The 20,621-nt window shown below is 57.6% G+C and carries 18 protein-coding genes; 7 read left to right on the top strand and 11 right to left on the bottom strand.

Annotation, left to right across the window (positions count from 1 at the left end):
* The first annotated feature begins 136 nt into the window (after positions 1-136).
* Both AC2FLZ_RS06165 and AC2FLZ_RS06160 read left to right on the top strand, forming a co-directional pair.
* On the top strand, positions 137-1,363 hold the full coding sequence (locus tag AC2FLZ_RS06165; RefSeq protein ID WP_496881949.1) for an efflux RND transporter periplasmic adaptor subunit: 1,227 nt from the start codon (positions 137-139) through the stop codon (positions 1,361-1,363).
* Positions 1,360-5,139, top strand: a complete 3,780-nt coding sequence (locus AC2FLZ_RS06160; RefSeq protein WP_496881948.1) for an efflux RND transporter permease subunit — start codon at positions 1,360-1,362, stop codon at positions 5,137-5,139. Before AC2FLZ_RS06165 ends, AC2FLZ_RS06160 begins: the two co-directional genes overlap by 4 nt.
* A gap of 43 nt (positions 5,140-5,182) precedes the next feature.
* On the opposite strand, the gene AC2FLZ_RS06155 is transcribed toward AC2FLZ_RS06160, so the two are convergent.
* From AC2FLZ_RS06155 to AC2FLZ_RS06145, 3 genes are read right to left on the bottom strand one after another with little or no spacing between them, the layout of a single operon-like run.
* On the bottom strand, positions 5,183-5,581 hold the full coding sequence (locus AC2FLZ_RS06155; RefSeq protein WP_480473428.1) for a DUF2147 domain-containing protein: 399 nt from the start codon (positions 5,579-5,581) through the stop codon (positions 5,183-5,185).
* Positions 5,582-5,639: 58 nt separating this feature from the next.
* Positions 5,640-7,463: an ABCB family ABC transporter ATP-binding protein/permease gene (locus AC2FLZ_RS06150; RefSeq protein ID WP_480492940.1), complete on the bottom strand. Its 1,824-nt coding sequence runs from the start codon at positions 7,461-7,463 to the stop codon at positions 5,640-5,642.
* Between the two features lie 58 nt (positions 7,464-7,521).
* Entirely contained in the window at positions 7,522-8,901 is a 1,380-nt protein-coding gene (locus tag AC2FLZ_RS06145) for a LysM peptidoglycan-binding domain-containing protein (RefSeq protein ID WP_496881947.1), read from the bottom strand.
* A gap of 127 nt (positions 8,902-9,028) precedes the next feature.
* Between AC2FLZ_RS06145 and AC2FLZ_RS06140 the strand changes: the two genes are divergently transcribed.
* Complete coding sequence (locus AC2FLZ_RS06140) at positions 9,029-9,580, top strand: LOG family protein (protein ID WP_480553808.1); 552 nt, start codon at positions 9,029-9,031, stop codon at positions 9,578-9,580.
* Between the two features lie 104 nt (positions 9,581-9,684).
* Here the strand turns inward: AC2FLZ_RS06140 and AC2FLZ_RS06135 are convergent, their stop codons facing one another.
* On the bottom strand, positions 9,685-10,563 hold the full coding sequence (locus AC2FLZ_RS06135) for a metallophosphoesterase (protein WP_496881946.1): 879 nt from the start codon (positions 10,561-10,563) through the stop codon (positions 9,685-9,687).
* A 4-nt stretch (positions 10,564-10,567) separates the two neighbouring features.
* Complete coding sequence (locus AC2FLZ_RS06130) at positions 10,568-11,167, bottom strand: superoxide dismutase (protein WP_480553810.1); 600 nt, start codon at positions 11,165-11,167, stop codon at positions 10,568-10,570.
* 100 nt (positions 11,168-11,267) lie between these two features.
* Here AC2FLZ_RS06130 and AC2FLZ_RS06125 point away from each other — a divergent pair, with 100 nt between their 5' ends.
* Positions 11,268-12,029, top strand: a complete 762-nt coding sequence (locus AC2FLZ_RS06125; RefSeq protein WP_480517537.1) for an FkbM family methyltransferase — start codon at positions 11,268-11,270, stop codon at positions 12,027-12,029.
* A gap of 33 nt (positions 12,030-12,062) precedes the next feature.
* Here AC2FLZ_RS06125 and AC2FLZ_RS06120 read toward each other — a convergent pair whose 3' ends face one another.
* From AC2FLZ_RS06120 to AC2FLZ_RS06095, 6 genes are all read right to left on the bottom strand, one after another.
* Complete coding sequence (locus tag AC2FLZ_RS06120) at positions 12,063-12,509, bottom strand: hypothetical protein (protein ID WP_480517539.1); 447 nt, start codon at positions 12,507-12,509, stop codon at positions 12,063-12,065.
* A 14-nt stretch (positions 12,510-12,523) separates the two neighbouring features.
* Entirely contained in the window at positions 12,524-13,006 is a 483-nt protein-coding gene (locus tag AC2FLZ_RS06115) for a hypothetical protein (protein ID WP_480517541.1), read from the bottom strand.
* 237 nt (positions 13,007-13,243) lie between these two features.
* Positions 13,244-13,810, bottom strand: a complete 567-nt coding sequence (locus tag AC2FLZ_RS06110; RefSeq protein WP_480517543.1) for a sarcosine oxidase subunit gamma — start codon at positions 13,808-13,810, stop codon at positions 13,244-13,246.
* Positions 13,803-16,817: a sarcosine oxidase subunit alpha family protein gene (locus tag AC2FLZ_RS06105; protein WP_496881945.1), complete on the bottom strand. Its 3,015-nt coding sequence runs from the start codon at positions 16,815-16,817 to the stop codon at positions 13,803-13,805. Before AC2FLZ_RS06105 ends, AC2FLZ_RS06110 begins: the two co-directional genes overlap by 8 nt.
* Positions 16,818-16,884: 67 nt before the next feature.
* Positions 16,885-17,214 carry a sarcosine oxidase subunit delta gene (locus AC2FLZ_RS06100; protein WP_480473438.1) on the bottom strand — a complete coding sequence of 110 codons (330 nt, stop codon included), beginning with the start codon at positions 17,212-17,214 and terminating at the stop codon, positions 16,885-16,887.
* Between the two features lie 75 nt (positions 17,215-17,289).
* Positions 17,290-18,534 carry a sarcosine oxidase subunit beta family protein gene (locus AC2FLZ_RS06095; RefSeq protein ID WP_480517547.1) on the bottom strand — a complete coding sequence of 415 codons (1,245 nt, stop codon included), beginning with the start codon at positions 18,532-18,534 and terminating at the stop codon, positions 17,290-17,292.
* A gap of 176 nt (positions 18,535-18,710) precedes the next feature.
* On the opposite strand from AC2FLZ_RS06095, the gene ccmI reads away from it, so the two are divergent.
* The 3 genes from ccmI to AC2FLZ_RS06080 all read left to right on the top strand — a co-directional run.
* The gene (gene ccmI, locus AC2FLZ_RS06090) at positions 18,711-19,931 is read left to right on the top strand and encodes a c-type cytochrome biogenesis protein CcmI (RefSeq protein WP_496714853.1); all 1,221 of its coding nucleotides are present in this window, start codon (positions 18,711-18,713) and stop codon (positions 19,929-19,931) included.
* Entirely contained in the window at positions 19,928-20,392 is a 465-nt protein-coding gene (gene ruvX / locus AC2FLZ_RS06085) for a Holliday junction resolvase RuvX (RefSeq protein ID WP_480517551.1), read from the top strand. Before ccmI ends, ruvX begins: the two co-directional genes overlap by 4 nt.
* Positions 20,393-20,410: 18 nt before the next feature.
* A partial coding sequence (locus AC2FLZ_RS06080; protein WP_496881944.1) for a DUF1289 domain-containing protein occupies positions 20,411-20,621 on the top strand: 211 nt, incomplete at its 3' end.

Raw genomic sequence — 20,621 nt, 5'->3', positions numbered from 1 at the left:
CACCGCTTTGCTTCCCTCTTGCGAAAAAATGCAAACCGAACTATTCAGTTCAGTATGGAAAAGATGCCGAACAGACCCCATTTCATGGCGTGACAGCCCAAGTATTAATGGCGCAGATTCTTAGGAGAAACACTTTATGCGTTTGATTTCATTCATCAACGCCCTTCTCGTGATTGTTGCACTGTATTTTCTGGTGTTTGAACGTGACACCTTGTTCGCCTTTGCCGGACGCGGTGATGCCGTGGAAGCAACACAAGTCGAAGCCACGGAAACCGAAAACTCCGATATCTCTGCCGTGGGCGTTGTCGCCGTGCGCTCGCAAGCGCGCGAAATTGACAGCGCCGTGCTGCTGCGCGGGCAGACGAAGGCGAACCGGCAGGTCGAAGTGCTTGCGGAAACCACGTCCACCGTTGTCTCTGAGCCCAAACGCAAAGGTGCGTTTGTTGAGGCGGGCGATATATTATGCGAACTTGACCCCGGCACGCGCCCGGCACAACTGGCCGAGGCCATGGCGGGCAAGCTGGAAGCCCAAAGCCGCATTCCCGAAGCCGAAGCACGCCTGATAGAGGCACATGCGCTTGTGGCCGAGGCCGAGATCAATCTGACAGCCTCACGCAAGCTGGCTGAAACCGGATATGCGTCGGAAACCCGCCGGATTTCCAGCGAAGCTGTGATGAGCTCTGCAAAAGCCGGTGTGAAATCCGCCGAAGCCGGGCTGGAGGCCACGCGCGCGGGCATCGAAGCCGCCGCAGCAGCAGTCGAGGCCGCACAGCGAGAGATTGGCCGCCTGACCATCAAAGCCCCCTTCAAAGGTTTTCTGGAAAGCGACACCGCGGAACTGGGCAGCCTAATGCAACCCGGATCGCTTTGCGCGACTGTCATTCAACTGGACCCGATCAAGCTGGTCGGCTTCGTTCCCGAGACCGAGGTCAACCGGGTGCTTGTCGGGTCCGAGGCTTCGGCAACGCTTGTGACCGGTCGGCAATTGGGCGGTCGGGTCACGTTCCTCAGCCGGTCAGCGGACGAGACAACACGTACATTCGAGGTGGAAATCACCGTTCCGAACCCCGACTTGACCATTCGCGACGGTCAGACAGCCACCATCCTCATCGCGGCTGAAGGTACGAAAGCCCACCTGCTGCCGCAATCGGCGCTGACACTCAGCAACGAAGGTCAATTGGGTGTGCGCACAGTTGGTGCAGGCAATGTGGTTGATTTCATGCCGGTCCGCATTTTGCGCGACACAGCCGAAGGTGTCTGGATCGATGGCTTGCCGGAAACGGTTGATATCATTGTGGTCGGGCAGGAATTCGTGATCCGCGGTGTTACCGTTGCACCAACTTATCGGGAAGCCTCGCAATGACGGGTATCGTCGCATGGGCCGCAGGCAGGGCCCGAATGGTAATGGCGTTCATCGCCATTTCGCTGGTCGTAGGCGGCTTTGCCTATGTCTCGCTTCCGAAAGAGGGTGAGCCGGATATCGAAATCCCTGCCCTTTTCGTTTCGGTGCAGTTTCCCGGGATTTCAGCGGAAGACTCAGAAAACCTTTTGGTCAAGCCGATGGAGACCGAACTGGCGGATCTCGACGGGCTCAAGGAAATGACGTCGACTGCGGCCGAAGGTTATGCCGGGGTCGCGCTGGAGTTTGAATTCGGCTGGGACAAGACCTCGATCATGGCGGACGTGCGCGATGCCATGAACACGGCCCAGGCTGATTTTCCCGAAGGTGCGGAACAATACTCGCTGACGGAAATCAACTTTTCCGAGTTCCCGATCGTCATCGTCAATCTGACCGGTGCCGTTCCGGAACGCACAATGGCCCGTGTCGCCAAGGATTTGCAGGACGAGCTTGAGGCGCTGGATTCCGTTCTCGAAGCGGGTATCGCGGGCAATCGTGACGAGTTGCTTGAGGTCGTTATCGACCCATTGCGGCTTGAAGCATACAACGTGACCGCAGACGAGCTGATCAATGTCGTGCGAAACAATAACCAGCTGATCGCGGCAGGCGAGGTCGAAACTGCCCAGGGTACATTCTCGGTCAAGATTCCATCGTCGTTCAAAACGGCGCAGGATGTTTATGGCTTGCCGATCAAGGTCAATGGCGACCGGGTTGTAACGCTGGGTGAGCTTGCGCAGATCAACTACACATTTGAAGATCGCGAAGGTACCGCCCGCTTCAACGGCGAGGCGACCGTCGCGCTGCAAGTTGTCAAACGCAAGGGCTATAACCTGATCGACACCGTTACGCAGGTGAAAGAAACCATAGCTCAGGCCAAGACCAAATGGCCGCCCGAGCTTCAGGCCGCGGTCGAGCTTGGAACGTCGAACGACCAGAGCCGCATTGTCGGTTCGATGGTCAGCCAGCTTGAAGGCTCGGTTCTGACCGCAATCGCTCTGGTGATGATCGTGGTTCTGGCCTCTTTGGGTACGCGGGCAGCGCTTTTGGTGGGCTTTGCAATTCCGACCTCATTCCTGCTGTGTTTCGCATTTCTGGCGGTCATGGGCATCAGTATCTCGAACATTGTGATGTTCGGCCTCATTCTAGCCGTAGGGATGTTGGTCGACGGTGCCATCGTGGTCGTGGAATATGCTGACAAGAGAATAAAGGAAGGCGTCGGCCCGATGCATGCCTATGTTGAGGCGGCCCAACGCATGTTCTGGCCCATCGTATCCTCGACCGCGACGACGCTATGTGCCTTCCTGCCCATGCTCTTCTGGCCCGGTGTTCCGGGCGAATTCATGGGGATGTTGCCCGTCACACTGATCTTTGTTCTGTCGGCGTCGCTGATTGTGGCGCTGATCTACCTGCCGGTCATGGGCGGTGTTTCGGGGCGTCTGAGCCGCGTTTTCGACCGGTCTTCGAACTGGCTCCGTGCGCGTACCCGGTGGTGGGTTCGGGCAGTGATGGTGCCCCCGTCGCTTTATATGATCTTCCTGGGTGCGATGCAGGTTCTGAACCCTGACTATCTACTGCCCGGAGGAGTGGTCGCTGGTGCCCTGCTGTTCCTGTTCGGGGCCTTTGCCGGGTCTGTAACACTGAGCGCGGCCAAGTTCGAACGGGCGGAAGAAAACCACGTCCACACCGCTGACGAACACACACCTTTCGGGCATGTGATCCGGTTCCTTGTCGGAAACCCGATCATGCCGATCGTGTCGCTGGCGGCAGTTTTCTCTGCCGTGTATTTTGTGACCTTCGTCTGGTTCCCACAGGAATCAAGAGGTGTCGAATTTTTCGTTGAAAGCGAACCGGAACAGGCAACAGCTTACGTCCGTGCCCGTGGCAACCTGTCACTGGCTGAAAAAGACAAGATGGTCCTGCAGGCCGAACAGATCATTGGATCTCATCCGGCGGTAATCAACGTCTTTTCCTTTGCCGGCGAAGGCGGTCTTGACCAGAATACCGGCGGCGCGCAGGCACCGGCGGACACGGTGGGGCGGGTCCAGTTTGAAATTATCCCATGGGAAGATCGTCCGAACGTTTCGGAATCCGCTTTGTGGGGATTGTTTGAGCGCCACTTTGTGGCACCCGAATATGATGGCGATTACGTAATCGGCGAACTTAATGCCAAACTGGCGACAATACCCGGTATCGTTGTTGAAATCCTGGCATTGGAACAGGGCCCGGCCTCGGCCAAACCGGTTCACCTGCGTATCAAGGGGGACGGTTGGGACGAATTGAGATCGGCCACCGTCGCCGCGCGCCAGGTCTTTGACGAAACGCCGGGGCTGATCAAAACCGAAGATACCCTGCCCCTGCCTGGTATCGATTGGCAGATCGATGTCGACGTGGCCAAAGCTGGTCGGTTCGGCGCTGATGTAGCCACTGTTGGTGCCATGGTGCAGCTTGTGACACGCGGCATCCTGTTGGGTGAGATGCGCCCAGACAATACGGATGAAGAGATCGAGATCCGTGTCCGATTGCCGGAAGAGGATCGCGTGCTGTCGACTTTGGATACGCTCAAGGTCCGCACTCCGGACGGGTTGGTTCCGCTGTCGAACTTCGTGACCCGGGAACCCGTGGCCAAACTGGCCCAGATCAACCGTGTCGACCAGCAACGTTACTATGACGTCAAAGCGGATGTTGAACCGGGTCTGAGCAAGGTTGTGACCAAAGGGCCGGACGGGAAAGAAGAACGTCTGGCTATAATGCGCGAAGTGACCGACGGCTACACTCCAACCGGCACCGTGTTGGACGGCGACGTAGGAAAGTCCTACGAGCTGGTTCAACTGACCGGTGCAAAGAATATAGACCAGCTACGTAGCGTGATTGACGCGGGAGACGCGCAGTTCGCCCTGATCAACCCGAATGAGCGGATCGCAGTACTGACCGAATGGCTGGAAACCAGCCCCTTCGCCAACTCGATCAGTTGGCAATGGACCGGTGATCAGGAAGAGCAGGAAGAATCCGGCGCATTTCTGGTGAATGCCTTCATGGGTGCTTTGGGGCTGATGTTCGTGATCCTGCTCGCCCAGTTCAACTCGTTCTACAATTCGGTGTTGGTGCTGTTGGCAGTTGTTCTTTCGACCACCGGGGTTCTGATCGGCATGATCGTGATGGAGCAACCCTTCTCGATCATCATGACCGGCACCGGCATCGTTGCTCTGGCAGGAATTGTGGTGAACAACAACATTGTTCTGATCGATACCTATCAGGAATACAGCGCCTATATGCCAAGGATCGAGGCAATCGTCCGCACCGCGGAATCGCGTATCCGCCCGGTTCTGCTGACTACGTTGACCACGATGGCAGGTCTGACCCCAATGATGTTTGGGCTTTCGCTGGACTTTATCAATGGCGGCTATTCCATCGACAGTCCCACCGCTCTGTGGTGGAAACAGCTGGCCACAGCGGTTGTCTTTGGTCTTGGCATCGCCACTGTTCTCACCCTGATCGTGACGCCGTCGCTTCTGGCGCTGCGTGTCTGGGTGACGACTTACGCTGTCTGGCTCAGCCGCGGGCTTGCCCGTATGACCGCGGGGCGGTCCAGTAAGATCGCGCAGGACATGGCTATTGGTCGCTCGGCCCGCAAACTACAGGCGACCGAGATTGTGTGGGATGAGCCGCACCAATCCGAGACCGGTTTGCAAGACGAGCCCACGGATCAAATTCCTGGATCGCCGCTAAAAGCCGCAGAATAAGAATGAAAGGACCGGGATTTCCGGTCCTTTTCGTTTTCTGTCGTCACAGTCGGGACCAGGTCTGGTGCGCGCAAATCGAATGTTCACAGCCTTTGACCATGAGCTTGTCACCCTGCAACGTCATCTGCGGAACAGCATCAACGTCGATCAGGGGAACCCAGAACTCACCCCCACCATATTTTCCGCCGCCTTCGCTCGACACGTCCCAGAACAGCTTTTTCCCGATATTCGGCGTTTGAACTTCTTTGCCGGAAGAATCAAAAGCCGAAAGTATCGTGCCGCAGAACTTGTCCGCGCAGGCGGATATCTGGATATGCGAGATCAGGTTCTTTCGATCAGGTTCGGTCTTCCACACGCCCTCAATCGGGTCAGCCGCGACCATAGCCGGGAGAAGAACCACAACGGCTACAGATACTAATCGTCTTGCTAATCCATTGATCATGGCGTCCACCTACATGCACGGCGCATCCTAGCACATTCCGCAGGGCAAGATGAGCCCCTCAGGCGGCCTCACTGTCGGATTGCTGGCGGTTCCACAGTTGAGCATATCGCCCGGACCGCGCCAACAGCTCGTCATGGGTGCCCTGTTCGATGATCTCGCCAGCTTCCAGAACCACGATCCGATCAGCCTCGGCAATGGTGCTGAGGCGATGGGCAATCGTGATCACGGTCCGCCCTTCCCCAGCGCGCGCCAGCGCATCCTTGATATCCTGTTCCGTGTCGGTATCCAGGGCCGAGGTCGCCTCGTCCAGCAACAGGATCGGAGGGTTCTTCAGCAATGTCCGCGCGATGCCAACCCGTTGCTTTTCGCCGCCGGACAGTTTCAGGCCGCGCTCACCCACCATGGTGTCGTATCCGTCAGGCAGCGAAGTGATGAAGTCATGAATCTGGGCGGCACGGGCTGCGGCCTCGACATCCTCCGGGGTGGCATCGTCGCGCCCATACGCAATGTTGTAGCGAATGGTGTCGTTAAACAGCACCGTATCCTGTGGCACAACGCCGATCGCGGCATGCAGGCTGGTTTGGGTCACATCCCGAACATCCTGCCCGTCGATCTTCAGCGCGCCTTTGGTCACGTCATAAAACCGGAACAACAGCCGCCCGATGGTCGATTTTCCAGACCCCGTCGCCCCTACGATCGCGACCGTCTGTCCGGCCGGAACCGTCAAGGAAACACCCTTGAGGATTTCCCTTTCAGGGTCATAACCAAAATGCACATCTTCAAGTGTTACCTCGCCACCATTGACCGCAAGGTCGGGTGCATCGGGGTGATCGATGACTTCGGCGGGTTGTTCGAGCAGATCAAACATCTGCCCCATATCTACCAGCGATTGCCTGATCTCGCGATAGACCGTCCCCAGGAAGTTCAATGGAACGGTAATCTGGATCATATACGCGTTGACCATGACAAAATCGCCCACGGTCAGGTTTCCATTCTGAACGCCAATTGCGGCCAGAACCATGACTCCGATCAGGCCGCAGGTGATCAGGAAGGATTGGCCAAAATTCAAGAACGCCAGCGAATAGGCGGTTTTCAGCGCCGCCCCGGCATAGGCTTTCATCGACACGTCGTAACGTGCAGTTTCGCGGGATTCCGCGTTGAAATATTTGACGGTTTCGAAGTTCAGCAAACTGTCAATGGCGCGCTGATTGGCTTCGGTGTCCTGATCGTTCATCTCACGCCGCAGCTTTACCCGCCATTCGGTCACGGCAAAAGTGAACCAGATATATAGGCCTATGGTGACGGCGACGACCACCAGATACCAGACGTCGAACAACCACATCAGTATGATCGCAACCAGCAACAGCTCAAGGATCAGCGGCCCGATTGAGAACAGCAGGAAGCGCAGCAGGAATTCCACGCCTTTGACGCCCCTCTCGATGATACGGCTCAGCCCGCCGGTGCGGCGCGAGACGTGATAGCGCATGGACAGGTTATGGATATGTCGGAACGTCTCCAGCGCCAGCGCCCGCAAGGCCCGCTGTCCAACAGGGGCAAAGGCGGCGTCCCGCAATTGCTGGAACCCAACCGTCATCATGCGCGCCACGCCGTAGGCAACCGTCACACCCACTGCGCCCAGCGCTAGCGGCGGCACGCCTTCACCTGCCAATGAGTCAACGGCGCCTTTGTAAAGGATCGGTGTATAAACCGCGATCAGTTTGGCCAGAACCAGCATCGCCATGGCAATAACCACGCGGCGCTTTACCCAAACCTCGTCCTGCGGCCAGAGGTAGGGCGCAACCTTGCGGATTGTGCGCCAGCCTGAACTGCGCCCGCCGCTCTGCACCCCGTCATTCGAGGCCATCGGAGATGTTCGTCTCATCACGTACCTTGTCTGCGGTCAGAGAAAGGCTCTGGCCCGCGACGGGCCAGCGCGTTGATTATTCCGGTATCGTAAAGATTTGCCCCGGATAGATCAGATCCGGGTCGCGGATCAAGTCGCGGTTGGCTTCGAACAGGCGCACATACAGGATGCCATCGCCAAAGCGGTCACGCGAGATCGCCCACAGCGTGTCTCCCCGCTGCACAGTGACCGACCGGATTGCCGGGGTGTCCTGCGCCGCCGTTCCGTCACCGCCACCTGATGCTGCTTCCAAAACTTCAACAGGCTCGCGCTTGAAGGGGGTTTCGACCCGGCTGAGGACCTTCCCGTCCGTGTTCACCGCGTCAACACGCAACGTGTAAACACCGGGGTCGATGCCGTCCAGATCACTCCGCCAGGATCCATCCTGTTCCGGAGCGAGGTCGGCAACAAGACGATTGTCCAGATACACCCTGATGGCCGCGCCGTCCTGTACTCGCCCGGTCAACTGGACATCACCGGTTTCAGAATACCCGATGGTATCCAGCGCGACCTGTTCCGGCGGGGTATCCCGAACCACGGGCGGCTGCACGAGCTCAACGCCTTCTTCGCCCGACCGCAGTACCGCGATCTGCTGACCAGTTTCAGTTGTCTCTACTGCTTCGTCGGCAACCTGCGTTTCGCCGGTATCCGGCGCGGTCGCTACAGGGTCTGATGTTTCGGTCTCAGCAGGAGTTTCGGTCTCTGGGTCGACCACTGCAGCGGCTATTTGTTCATCACTCTCGGCTGTTTCGCCCTGATCGGCAGCATCAGTTTGCTGCGCAACCGGCTCTTCCTCGACCGGCTTGGGCAGGGCGGCGATCAGATAGTCATCAGACCGGGTTGTTTGCCCGCTGCTTTTGCTGTGCAGGACTAGTCCCTGCGCGGAATCGCTGAAGGGGATCGAGACAAACTCGGCGAATTGCCCGCTGCTGTCCACCGTGAATGTGTGCACGGTTTCACCGTTCAGCAGAACCTCAATCTGGCTGCCCGGCTCGGCGTCACCTGACAAAAGCGCCGTTCCGTCTTCTTCAACAAAAATCTGATCCAAAACCGGGGGGGCCACGGGTGCCGGTGCATTCTCTTCCGTCGGGGCCGCTGCAGGTTCTGTGTCTGGAACCACATCTGTCGCTGCAGCCGTATCTTCAGCGGGTTCAGCGGTTGGTGCCGCATCCGGTGTTACGGCGGCCTGCTCAGCTGGTTCTGTTGTGGTGGTTCCTGCGGGCGCTTCGGCCACTTGTTCCTGCGGCTGTGTGGCCGCAACAGATGCGGGTTCCTGCGGTGCGCCCGCCTCAGGCTCTGGCGCTTTGGTGAAAGCGCCGGACAGATACACACCCCCAACGCCCAGCACGGCAACCAGGCCCGCAATCACACCCCAGACAAAATTGCCCGAGCTTCCGTTTCCCGATTTGGCGTCCATTGTTTTCCTTTCACCCCACCGTACAAAAGCTTTGTCTTCAAAAGCCTTCCAGCGGACAGTTGAGCCAATCTATCAATCCCGCTATCACGGGTCAAAACCTCTGACACAACCCCGGAGCCTCTCTTTCATGTCTCAGAAATCCGTCTGTGTGTATTGCGGGTCACGCAATGGGGCCGAGAAGGCTTATTCTGAAACCGCACGACAATTTGGAAACCTGCTTGCACAGGAAGGCTGGCGACTTGTTTATGGCGCTGGGGATGTCGGGCTGATGGGAGAAGTTGCCCGTGCCGCGCAACAGGCCGGTGGCGAGACCTTTGGCGTCATTCCGGTACACCTGGTCAAACGAGAGGTCGGCAAGACCGACCTGACCCATTTCGTGATCACCGAAACCATGCACGAGCGGAAAAAGGTCATGATCATGAATTCTGACGCCGTCGTGGTCCTGCCCGGTGGGCCAGGATCACTGGACGAGCTGTTTGAAGCGCTGACCTGGCGGCAGCTGGGCTTGCACGACAAACCCATCGTGATCGTCAATGTGAACGGCTATTGGGACGCGTTGAAAACCCTGTTGCACCAGGTGATCGGCCAAGGATTTGCAGATCGGTCACTGGGCGACTTTGTTATCTGGGCTGAGGATGCGGAGACAGCGATGACAGCCCTGCGCGACAAGCTGAGGTAAACCCGGCAGGTCGCGTAGGTGTTTGACCGAACGCTGCGGTGCATCGTTGCCGCACATATGCGGGTAAGAAATGGGGCTGGTCGATTTGGCGAAGCCTCAAGCCTTTAGGCAGACAGTTCGATGACCGTGATCTCGGGGGTCACACCAAAGCGAACCGGAAGGATGGAACATCCGATGCCGCCGGACACAACCAGATCACGCCCACCTTCGCGTACATGCCCATAGGCATATCTGTTGCCGTATTTAGAGGGCACGATCGGCGACCAGCCAAACAGGCGGATCTGACCGCCATGCGTATGACCGGACAGCGTCAAGGCCACCCTGTCGGGCACTTGAGGGAAGATGTCGGGTTCATGCGCCATCATCACAACCGGGGCGTCGTCGGTGATTTGTGCCAGTGTCCCCGACAGATCATCCAGCCCCTGCGGTTTACCGTTACGCCAGATCGCAAGCTGATCTTCAAGACCCGCCAACCAGATACCAAGAGCTTCTAGCTTGATGGCGGCATTCGACAAAACCGTAATTCCGCTCTGTTCCAGCGCATCGACATATCGGTTGGGGCCAGCACCACGGCGCTGCGCCTGCCGGTCATCCCACCAGTCGTGATTGCCAAGTACCGCAAAGACGCCGTTCTTGGCCTCAAGCTTAGCAAGAACCGGTGCCAGATCGTTCATTTCGACAGGACGTGAAACGCCTTTGTGGCTTGCGAAGAAATCACCCAGAAGCAGGATCATATCCGGCGCAAGCGCATTCGTGCGCCGTACCACCTGTTTTATTCGGTCCAGCCCGACCAAAGGCTCGCCCAGATGCAAATCGGCCAGCACGGCAATCCTGATCGGTGGCGCTGTCCAATCCTCTCGGCGGACGCGCCATTTTCGCACGCGCAGCCGTAGGGCGGGTTCGATGAAAAACCCGTAGACTGATGTGATTAGGCCTGCCAGCGTCACCGCCAGCAGGCCCTTGATAAACCAGCGTCGGTTCAATTCATTACATCCGCGACGCGACGTTTTCCCAGTTCACCAGATTGTCGAGGAAGTTCGACAGGTAAGCCGGACGCTTGTTGCGGAAGTCGATGTAGTATGAGTGTTCCCAAACGTCACAACCCAGCAGAGCGGTTTGGCCAAAGCACAGCGGATTCACGCCGTTTTCGGTCTTTGTCACGGCCAGCGAACCGTCAGTATTCTTGACCAGCCACGCCCAGCCCGAGCCGAACTGACCGGCACCCGCCGCACTGAACTGCGATTTGAATTCGTCAACCGAACCAAAGCTTTCGGTCAGAGCTTTCTCAAGCTCACCGGGCATGGCGTTGTCGCCGGGGCCCATCATTTCCCAGAACTGGTTGTGGTTCCACAGCTGGCTGATGTTGTTAAAGATACCGTTCTGCGCGACGGCATTTGCGTCGTATGTGCCAACGATGATCTCTTCCAGCGACTTGCCGTCCCATTCGGTGCCGGCGATCAGCTTGTTGCCATTGTCGACATAGGCTTTGTGGTGCAGATCGTGGTGATATTCCAGTGTTTCCGCGGACATACCCTTGGCTGCCAGCGCGTCATGTGCATAAGGAAGATCAGGAAGTTCAAAAGCCATGTCGGCCCCCTGTTTAAATTTGAGTTGCGGTTCCCAAGGTTAAATGCTTTGGCAGCCGCCGCAGGTCAAGGGCCGAGACAAGAAAACCCGGAGGCAGGCGATGCTGACACAGGCGCGCAAGATGTTCTACCGCGCCCGCGGTTACTATGCGGGCAACCTGAACGGCGAGCCGTTTCGTCTGGACCCTTATCATTCAAAGTTCTGGCGTAAAGCCTCCACTGGCCAGTGGGAGCCTGAAACCTTTGCCGTGATGGACCAGTATCTCTCGCCTGAAAACGATTACTTGGATATCGGCGCATGGATCGGGCCCACAGTTCTTTATGGTGCGCGTAAGGCACGCCATGTCTGGTGCTTTGAGCCCGACCCCACAGCGTTCCGTCACCTGGCTTGGAACCTCGACCTGAATGACATTCATAACGTTTCCGCTTTGGGTGTCGCACTGTCGGATAAGTTCGGTGTCGCCCGCATGGCCTCGGTTCGTGGAGAGCCCGGAGATTCTACCAGCTCCCTTCTGCACGACGGCGCGCACGGAACCGATACCCTGACGATTGCCTGGGATCAGTTCGCCGCAGTGAACGATCTGTCCGCCGTGTCTTTGGTGAAGATGGATATCGAAGGTGCCGAATTTTCCGTGCTGCCGACGCTGGTGCCATGGCTGAAGGAACAGCGCCCAGCCCTTTATCTTTCAACACATGCGGGACTGTTGGATTCGAAGACGCGGTTGGATCGTATGGAGGAATTGGCAGAGCTTCTTACATTTTACCCAACCTGCCGAACCAGTGAAGCGACCGGAACCGGATCACAGTGCTTTACCGACGCCTCCGCACTCTCCGGGTTCAAAACTTTTTTGCTAACCGGTTGAAACCCTCGAACAGAGATTCAACCGATCTGCCTCTCAGTACAAACTCGGCGACGAGACGGGCTTACACGCCCCGCTGCCGCTTGGTCGGTTTGACGCGTTCGCTTGCGGGAAACTGGCGCGGAGCTTTAAGTTGCTGGTATTGGGATCGAATGTTGCCGTGTAAGCAACCCTGTAGCTACCCGACACTTTAGCCTGTAGGGTCAAGTGCCAAGACAAATGATATTCACCATTTCGCGTTACTTTGAATTTCGTGTTAGCCGGGGTTTCTGGGGAAATGCCTGCTAGTTCATTCGAAGCGCGTATTGCACCATCGAAAGCTCGGGCGCGTTTGTTTTCGCTATCCACACTCAGATAAACCTTGGGAGGAATCCATCCCCTTCCTTCAATGCTATGGAGATCACATGCGTAGTTCTTGACATCAGCCTGCGCAGTCGCCGCAAACATCCCCGCGATCAGAACAAAAACAGAAAGCTTCATCATACCAATCCCACGTTTCAAGAGGCCGGTACCACGATTACTTTGCATTTGCCTTTCGCAAAGCCGTCACGTGGCAGGTAGCTGGAAGTGGAGGTAGACTTAACAATGGCTTTCATTGTGTTCCGATTCAGATTCAGCGTAAATGTTAAATTTAGCAGGTCAATCGCATCGTATCGCGATTCATTCGTCGCGTATGTTCGCCCACTGGCTGTATAAACATAATTCTGTGCGCCCCATCCAATCAAAAGCACTTTTGGGGAGTCGCGTTTCACTTCACCAGTGCTGAACTTGGTGTCAATCTTGGGGATGTCTACTTCCTGCAACAACGCTGAACGGCCAAGCCTATCTATTGAGAAGACCACGCGCTCAGGGGTCGGGCGATTAGCAATACCTTTGCCAAAATTACATTCAAAGCTTTCTTTGTACGTTTCGGAAATAGCAACTGCGGGGAATGCAATAACGATCGAGGCGCAAAATGCGACTGCCTTGATAAAATTCATTAAACGTCAAACTCCTGTATACTTTTTTGATTAGCTTAAAAACACTTAGAGTTCAGGCTGTCCACATGCAATACGCGAGTTTTAGTTAACTTTCTCTGATTATGAGTGTGACGCTCACAAATTCAACACTGAACCAACGGAAAGCACTAACTTACAGATTTTGTATGGTAGGCTGTAAGCGTGAAAAAACCGCCCGCATATCGCGAACGGTTCAATTCTAACGCGCAATAGTTTTGGTCAGTAAACGCCAACCTCACTGCCCGGTTGCGCCGCAACCTTCAGCAGTTTGAAAACGTAATCCGCAGCCGAACGGAAGCAGACCACGCGGAAGGTTTCGGCATCGTCCATCCAGAACGCACCTGCCACTTGCGCCAGGCGCGAGCGGCGGATTTGGCCGGGTTGGAAGGCCTCGGTCGACAGATCAACCGGAGCGACTTTGCCCAACACTTCTCGTGCGCTGGCGCCTGATATCGTGAAGACCGCGCGGGCATCCGAGACGTTGACGGCCAGTGCGTGAGTTTTTCCCAACGCTTTGATCATTGCGGCCAGTTTGGCCTCGACCTCGGCATAAGGGACCAGCACCAGCAGCTCGTCTGGTGACATCCAGCATACGCCGGTATCGCCGCTGACCAGCGCCGCGCGCTGACCGGGCACATTCTGCCCAGTCGCGTCCTTGACGGCCTTGGCGAGGCTTTTGTCGGACAAGTCGCCGCGCAGGGTGATCATGCCTTGCAGGCCACATTCCCTGACATTAGCGATGCCATCATAGCTGGCGTGGTTCAGTGCGCTGATGGGTTCAGACATTCTGCTTCTCCCCGTCCTTGTCGAAGAAGATCGGGTCCACGATCTTGGCTTTGTACGTTTTGCCGTCGGTGCCCGGGAACTCGACGATTTCACCCATCCGGTCCGGGCCGTGCTTGATCAGGCCCATAGCGATCCCTTTGCCAAGGTTCGCTGAGAAATAGGTCGAAGTGACACGCCCGATCATGTTGCCCTGACCATTGGCATTTACACCCTCGCCCACTGCATATGCGCCATCAGGCAGAACAGAACCATCCACAGTCTCAAGCCCGACCAGTTTCCAACGCTCTGGGTCGGCCATATGGCTGCGCGAATGGGCGCGTTTGCCAAGGTAGTCTTCTTTCTTTTTCGACAGTGCCCAGTGGAGCCCCAGATCCTGCGGGATCACGGTGCCGTCGGTTTCGTCGCCGATCATGATAAAGCCCTTCTCGGCCCGAAGAATGTGCAGACATTCGGTGCCGTAAGGCATCACACCGAATTCCTTGCCTGCTTCCATCAGGGCATCCCAGAACGCCTGACCCTGCGAGGCGGGAACGGCGATCTCGTAGGACAACTCGCCCGAGAACGAGATGCGATAGGCGCGGCAGTCGAACACGCCGATCTTGCCATCTCGCCATTCCATAAAGGGCAGCGTCTCGCGGCTGACGTCCATGCCGCCCAACTTTTCTAGAACCTTGCGGGCGTTCGGGCCGACTACAGCGACCTGAGCATATTGCTCGGTCACGTTGGCGACATAGACTTTCCAGTCCCACCATTCGGTTTGTAGCCATTCTTCCATGTGACCATGGATACGCTCGGCACCGCCGGTGGTGGTGTGGCACAGCCATGTGTCCTCATCGATGCGTGCGACCACGCCGTCGTCGATCAGAAAGCCGTTTTCCGAGCACATCAGGCCATAGCGGCATTTTCCGACCTTCAGCGTGGACATCATGTTGGTGTACAACATGTCCAGAAACTTGCCTGCGTCAGGGCCTTTGACGATCAGCTTGCCCAACGTCGAGGCGTCCAGCAGGCCAAGGTTTTCGCGGGTGTTCTTCACCTCACGGTTCACGGCGTCATGCACGGATTCACCGGGACGGACATAGGCGTAGGTCCGGCGCCAGTGGCCGACCGGCTCCCAATCGGCGCCGTTCTTGTCGTGCCAGTTGTGCATTGGTGTCTGTCGGATCGGCTGGAACACTTCACCCCGCGCTTCACCGCCGATTGCGCCCATCGAGATGGGTGTATAAGGCGGGCGGAAGGTCGTGGTGCCGACCTTCGGGATTTCGGACTCCAACGCATCAGCAAGAATTGCCAAACCATTGATGTTGCTCAACTTACCCTGATCCGTCGCCATACCAAGTGTGGTGTAACGCTTGGTGTGCTCAACGCTCTCATAGCCCTCGCGCGCAGCCAGTTGGACGTCCGAGACTTTGACGTCATTCTGGAAGTCGAGCCAGGATTTCATGCGCAGCTGGATTTCTGCGTTTGCTGGCATCAGCCAGACAGCCTCCATAGGAGCTTCTGCAGTGGTTTCGCCAACAGGAGCCTTGATGTTTTTCGGCTTGAAACCTGCGGCCTTGGCTGCGGCTTTTCCCGCCGTGTGGGCGTCGGTCAGAACATCGCCCAGCGCCAACGCACCATTCGATGCCCCGGCGGCCAGAACAAAGCCCTCACCGTTTGCGCCCAGCGGCGGGCGCGAGGGATCGGGGCGGAAAAAGGCATTCGCGTCATCCCAGGTCAGCTTGCCACCGCAATGAGACCACATATGAACGACCGGCGACCAGCCGCCCGACATGGCCACTGCATCTGCTTCAACCTCTTCACGTGCGCCGCCAACACCTTCCTGGTTGCAGATGGCGACTTTTTTGACGCGCTTGCCGCCCTTGACCTTGGCAATGGCCTTGCCCGGATCAACGCGGATCCCCAACTGGCGGGCTTCCTCTGCCAAAGGTCCAGCCGTTGCCCGTGCGTCAACAATACGCAAAACATCCACACCCGCTTGCTTCAGCGTAATCGCGGTGCGATAGGCGTCGTCATTGTTGGTGGCGACGATGACACGCTCGCCCGGGGTGACACCCCAGTTCACGGCATAATCGCGCATAGCAGAAGCCAGCATCACACCCGGAACATCGTTACCAGCAAAGGACAACGGGCGTTCAATTGCGCCGGTTGCAGTCACAATTTGCTTGGCACGGATACGCCAGAGGCGGTGGCGCGGGCCTTGCACGCCCGGCGTGTGGTCTGTCAGGCGTTCATAGCCCAGCACGTAACCATGGTCATATACGCCCGCACCCATGCAGCGGGAGCGCATGGTGACGTTGTCCATTGTTTCGAGTTCGGAAACCAATTGCTCCACGAACTTATCCACAGGCTCATCATTGACCGTGCCGCCGTCAACCGGAGCGCGACCGCCCCAATGTGCGCTCTGCTCAATCAGCAGAACCTTGGCACCCGAAGCTGCTGCCGCCTTTGCCGCCTGTAGGCCAGCCACGCCGCCACCGATGACCAGAACATCGGTGAAGGCATAGAAGTGCTCATAGGTATCGGCATCGCGGCTGTCCTTGTCGGGCGCTTTGCCCAGACCGGCAGACTGACGGATGAACGGCTCGTAGACATGCTTCCAGAACGGTTTGGGGTGGATGAACATCTTGTAGTAGAAGCCAGCCGGCAGGAACCGGGCAAAGGCTGTATTCACTGCCCCAATATCAAAGTCCAAGTTAGGCCAATGGTTTTGCGAAATCGCAGTCAGACCGTTGAACAACTCGGTCGTGGTGGCGCGCTGGTTCGGTTCAAACCGGTTGCCCTGCCCCAGCCCGACCAGGGCGTTCGGCTCTTCGGCGCCGCTTGCAACGACACCGCGGGGGCGGTGGTACTTGAACGACCGGCCCATCATCATCTGATCGTTGGCCAGCAGTGCCGAGGCAAGCGTGTCGCCCTCATAGCCCTGCATCGAAGTTCCATTGAAGGTAAACGTGACCTTTTTCGACCGATCAATCAGCCGGCCTTGTTTTGCGAGACGGGTGCTCATTGTGCGGACCTTTCGCGGGTGGAGGCGTCGGAGCCTCCGGCGGGAGTATTTTTGAAAAGATGAAGCATCAGGAGAACTCTCTCCAGGTCCATCCAGGGCGCTTTGCGGCGATGGCCTCTTTGATGTCCTGCGGCGGCTCAGAGGTCTGAGCCGTGTAAGTGCCGAACACTTCCAGCGTGCTTGTGCATCGTGCCGCATGAAACCACTTGCCGCAGCCATTGGCATGGCGCCAGCGTTCAAAGTGCACGCCCTTGGGGTTTTCGCGCATGAACAGGTAGTCGTGGAACTCGTCATCCGACGAGCCGGGACCAAAACGCTTCAGATGCGCCTCGCCACCGGCGGCCAGTTCGGTTTCTTCGGCATCAACGCCGCAGTAAGGGCAATTCAGGATCAGCATGTTGTCATCCTTTTGGCGGTTGGTTGGCGCAGCGGCCAACCGGAATTCTGTTATTTGGCAACCTCGGAACCACCTTCAGTGTGCCACCCCGGCGGCCACGCTTTCGTCGATGAAGCGGCCTTCCTTGAAGCGGTCCAGCGAGAAGGCCTCGGTCAACGGCGAATGACCTGTGGCCATCAGCTGTGCCATGCCCCAGCCGGACCCGGGAATCGCCTTGAAACCGCCGGTGCCCCAGCCGCAGTTGATAAAGCACCCGCCCAGCGGAGTTTTCGACAGGATAGGTGAGCGGTCACCGGTCATGTCGACGATACCGCCCCATTGGCGCAGCATCTTGAGGCGTGAAATCATCGGGAAGGTTTCGACGAGGGCGCGGACGGTTTCCTCGATATGATGGAAACTGCCGCGCTGGGTGAAGTTGTTGAACCCGTCGGTCCCCCCCCCGATCACCATCTCGCCCTTGTCGGACTGCGACATGTAGCCGTGCACGGTATTGGCCATGACAACCACATCCATGCAGGGTTTGATCGGCTCGGATACCAGCGCCTGCAATGCAATGGCTTCCAGCGGGAGGCGGAAGCCCGCCATCTCGGCCAGTTGACCGGAGTGGCCCGCAACGACGATACCCAGCTTGTCACAATCGATGGCACCCTTGGTGGTGTCTACGCCGACGACACGGCCATCCTGAGATCGGACACCCGTGACTTCGCATTGCTGGATGATGTCCATACCCATGGCTGAACAGGCGCGCGCATAGCCCCACGCGACGGCATCGTGACGGGCAGTACCGCCGCGTTCCTGCCACAGCGCCCCTAGAACCGGATAGCGGGGGCCGTCCAGGTTGATGATTGGCACCAGTTCCTTGACACGTTCGGGGGTGATCCATTCGGTCTTTACACCCTGCAGGGCGTTAGCGTGTGCGGTTCGCTGGTAACCGCGAATCTCGTGCTGGGTCTGCGCCAGCATCATCACGCCACGCGGGCTGAACATGATGTTGTAGTTCAGATCCTGGCTCAGATCCTCGTATAGGCCACGCGCCTTTTCATAGATCGCCGCCGAAGGGTCCTGCAGGTAATTCGATCGGATGATCGTTGTGTTTCGACCTGTGTTGCCACCACCCAGCCAGCCTTTTTCGATCACCGCGACATTCTGAATGCCGTAGTTCTTGCCAAGGTAATACGCGGTCGCAAGACCATGCCCGCCAGCACCGATGATGATGACGTCATAACGTTTCTTGGGCTCGGGCGAACGCCAAGCGCGTTCCCATCCGGTGTGATAGCGCAGGGCCTCCCGCGCGACAGCAAAGGCTGAGTAGTGTTTCATAAGCGAATCCATCCGGTTCGGTGATTGCGCGCAGATATGCCGCGCGGCGACAGTTTAACCGCGCCGCGCAACGCCGCAATATCGCACTATTGCGACATGTCGTTCATTCGCGGCCATTTGTCCCTTTTGTTGGACGTCGCACAGGTCTAAGTCAGGACAGCATCTTCGGAGGGACCATGACGTTCTGGGTTCTGATTTTTCTTGTCGCGCTGTTGATCGCGGTGTTTTTGAGTTTCACACTGCTGCGCAAACGCCGTGGGGATGAACCTGCGGCGGCTTACGATCTGCGTGTGTATCGCGAACAGCTCTCCGGTGTGGACCGGGATCTGGCGCGCGGGGTGATTGGTGAGGCCGATGCGGAACGGGTCCGCACCGAAATCTCTCGACGAATTCTTGCCGCTGATGAACAGATGAAAAAGGGTGGCTCGGGTGCTGGGCCATCGCGGACCGTCTCGATTGTGACGATCCCGGTTGTCATGCTGATCATCATTGGGGGCGCGATGGCGATGTATCATCGTATTGGTGCCGTCGGGTTGCCCGACATGCCCCTGACCACGCGGCTGGAACTGGCCGAGGAGGTGCGCGCCAATCGTCCGTCCCAGAGCGCCGCAGAAGAGCTGGCGACCCCACCTCAAACGGCGCAGCTTGACGAAAATTACGCGTCTCTTCTCAAGCAGTTGCGAGAGACCGTTGCGGCCCGCCCGGATGATTTGCAAGGGCAGATGCTTTTGGCGCAGCATGAGACCAATTCGGGGAACTTCAAGGATGGATATACCGCGCAACAAAGGGTGATCGAACTGTCAGGCGACGCAGCCACAGCCGAGCACTACGCGGATTTTGCCGAGATGATGATCCTGGCTGCGGGCGGATATGTGTCGCCCGAAGCTGAAAAGGCCCTTGCCGAAGCTTTGAATCGCGATCCCCATCACGGCCCGGCACGATATTATTGGGGGCAAATGCTGGTTCAGACAGGTCGACCGGACCTTGCCTACCGCATTTGGGTCGAAACGCTGAGGGAAGCCCCGGCAGGCGCGCCGTGGGCGGGGGCGATCCGGGATCAGATTGATGAGTTGGCCTTTCGGGCAGGGGTTTTCAATCCACCGGACCTGAGCGCGCCGTCTGGTCCAAGTCGCGAAGACATGGCTGCAGCAGCGGAAATGAGCCCCGAGGAACGGCAACAGATGATTCAGGGAATGGTGAATCAGTTGTCCGACCGCCTGGCGACGGAAGGCGGCGCGCCCGAAGAATGGGCTCGTCTGATCTCCGCTCTGGGTGTTCTGGGCCAGGGCCAACGGGCCATGGATATCCACAATGAGGCGCTGGAGGTGTTTGCCGGAAACACCGAGGCGTTGCAGATCATTGATGCCGCAGCCCTCCAGGCCGGGATTGCGCAATGATCCACGACGTTTTCGAAGACTTCGCCAATGCGCTTCCCCCGATGCAAGCGCTGATAGGGCTGGATCTGGGTGAAAAGACCATCGGCGTCGCGGTTTCCGACCGAATGCGGGGCGTGGCCAGCCCGTTGGAGACCGTAAGGCGCAAGAAATTCACACTCGATTCCGCCCGGTTGATCGAAATTGCTACGGATCGCGATATTGGCGGCATTCTGTTGGGTCTTCCCAAAAACATGGACGGCACAGAGGGTCCGCGCTGCCAGTCTACGCGGGCATTTGCGCGAAACCTGTCCCGTCTGACGGATTTACCAATCGGATTCTGGGATGAACGGCTGAGTACGGTTGCGGCAGAAAAAGCACTGCTTGAGGCGGATACGTCACGAAAACGTCGCGGACAGGTTATTGATCACGTTGCAGCAGGTTATATCTTGCAGGGAGCACTGGACAGACTGCGCTTTTTGTAACAGGTCGGAGACCGATCGATGACGAATATGGTTTGGAAGCGCAATGAGGTCGAAAGCCCTTGTGTCCAGATTTGTGTTGTCCATCCGGCCGAGCGTATCTGCACCGGATGTTACCGCACGATTGACGAGATTTCTCGCTGGTCCAGGATGGACAGCAGCGAACGCGCTGAAATCATGAACGACCTGCCGTCTCGTAAACCGCGACTCAGCAAGCGGCGCGGCGGGCGTG

Source organism: Ruegeria sp. YKSF131 (assembly GCF_059612645.1).
This window is presented reverse-complemented; position numbering and strand designations above follow the sequence as displayed.

Coding starts and splice junctions, on each gene's coding strand:
- AC2FLZ_RS06165 (WP_496881949.1), top strand. CDS start 137: ATGCGTTTGATTTCATTCATCAACGCCCTTCTCGTGATTGTTGCACTG.
- AC2FLZ_RS06160 (WP_496881948.1), top strand. CDS start 1,360: ATGACGGGTATCGTCGCATGGGCCGCAGGCAGGGCCCGAATGGTAATG.
- AC2FLZ_RS06155 (WP_480473428.1), bottom strand. CDS start 5,581: ATGATCAATGGATTAGCAAGACGATTAGTATCTGTAGCCGTTGTGGTT.
- AC2FLZ_RS06150 (WP_480492940.1), bottom strand. CDS start 7,463: ATGAGACGAACATCTCCGATGGCCTCGAATGACGGGGTGCAGAGCGGC.
- AC2FLZ_RS06145 (WP_496881947.1), bottom strand. CDS start 8,901: ATGGACGCCAAATCGGGAAACGGAAGCTCGGGCAATTTTGTCTGGGGT.
- AC2FLZ_RS06140 (WP_480553808.1), top strand. CDS start 9,029: ATGTCTCAGAAATCCGTCTGTGTGTATTGCGGGTCACGCAATGGGGCC.
- AC2FLZ_RS06130 (WP_480553810.1), bottom strand. CDS start 11,167: ATGGCTTTTGAACTTCCTGATCTTCCTTATGCACATGACGCGCTGGCA.
- AC2FLZ_RS06125 (WP_480517537.1), top strand. CDS start 11,268: ATGCTGACACAGGCGCGCAAGATGTTCTACCGCGCCCGCGGTTACTAT.
- AC2FLZ_RS06120 (WP_480517539.1), bottom strand. CDS start 12,509: ATGATGAAGCTTTCTGTTTTTGTTCTGATCGCGGGGATGTTTGCGGCG.
- AC2FLZ_RS06115 (WP_480517541.1), bottom strand. CDS start 13,006: ATGAATTTTATCAAGGCAGTCGCATTTTGCGCCTCGATCGTTATTGCA.
- AC2FLZ_RS06110 (WP_480517543.1), bottom strand. CDS start 13,810: ATGTCTGAACCCATCAGCGCACTGAACCACGCCAGCTATGATGGCATC.
- AC2FLZ_RS06105 (WP_496881945.1), bottom strand. CDS start 16,817: ATGAGCACCCGTCTCGCAAAACAAGGCCGGCTGATTGATCGGTCGAAA.
- AC2FLZ_RS06100 (WP_480473438.1), bottom strand. CDS start 17,214: ATGCTGATCCTGAATTGCCCTTACTGCGGCGTTGATGCCGAAGAAACC.
- AC2FLZ_RS06095 (WP_480517547.1), bottom strand. CDS start 18,534: ATGAAACACTACTCAGCCTTTGCTGTCGCGCGGGAGGCCCTGCGCTAT.
- ccmI (WP_496714853.1), top strand. CDS start 18,711: ATGACGTTCTGGGTTCTGATTTTTCTTGTCGCGCTGTTGATCGCGGTG.
- ruvX (WP_480517551.1), top strand. CDS start 19,928: ATGATCCACGACGTTTTCGAAGACTTCGCCAATGCGCTTCCCCCGATG.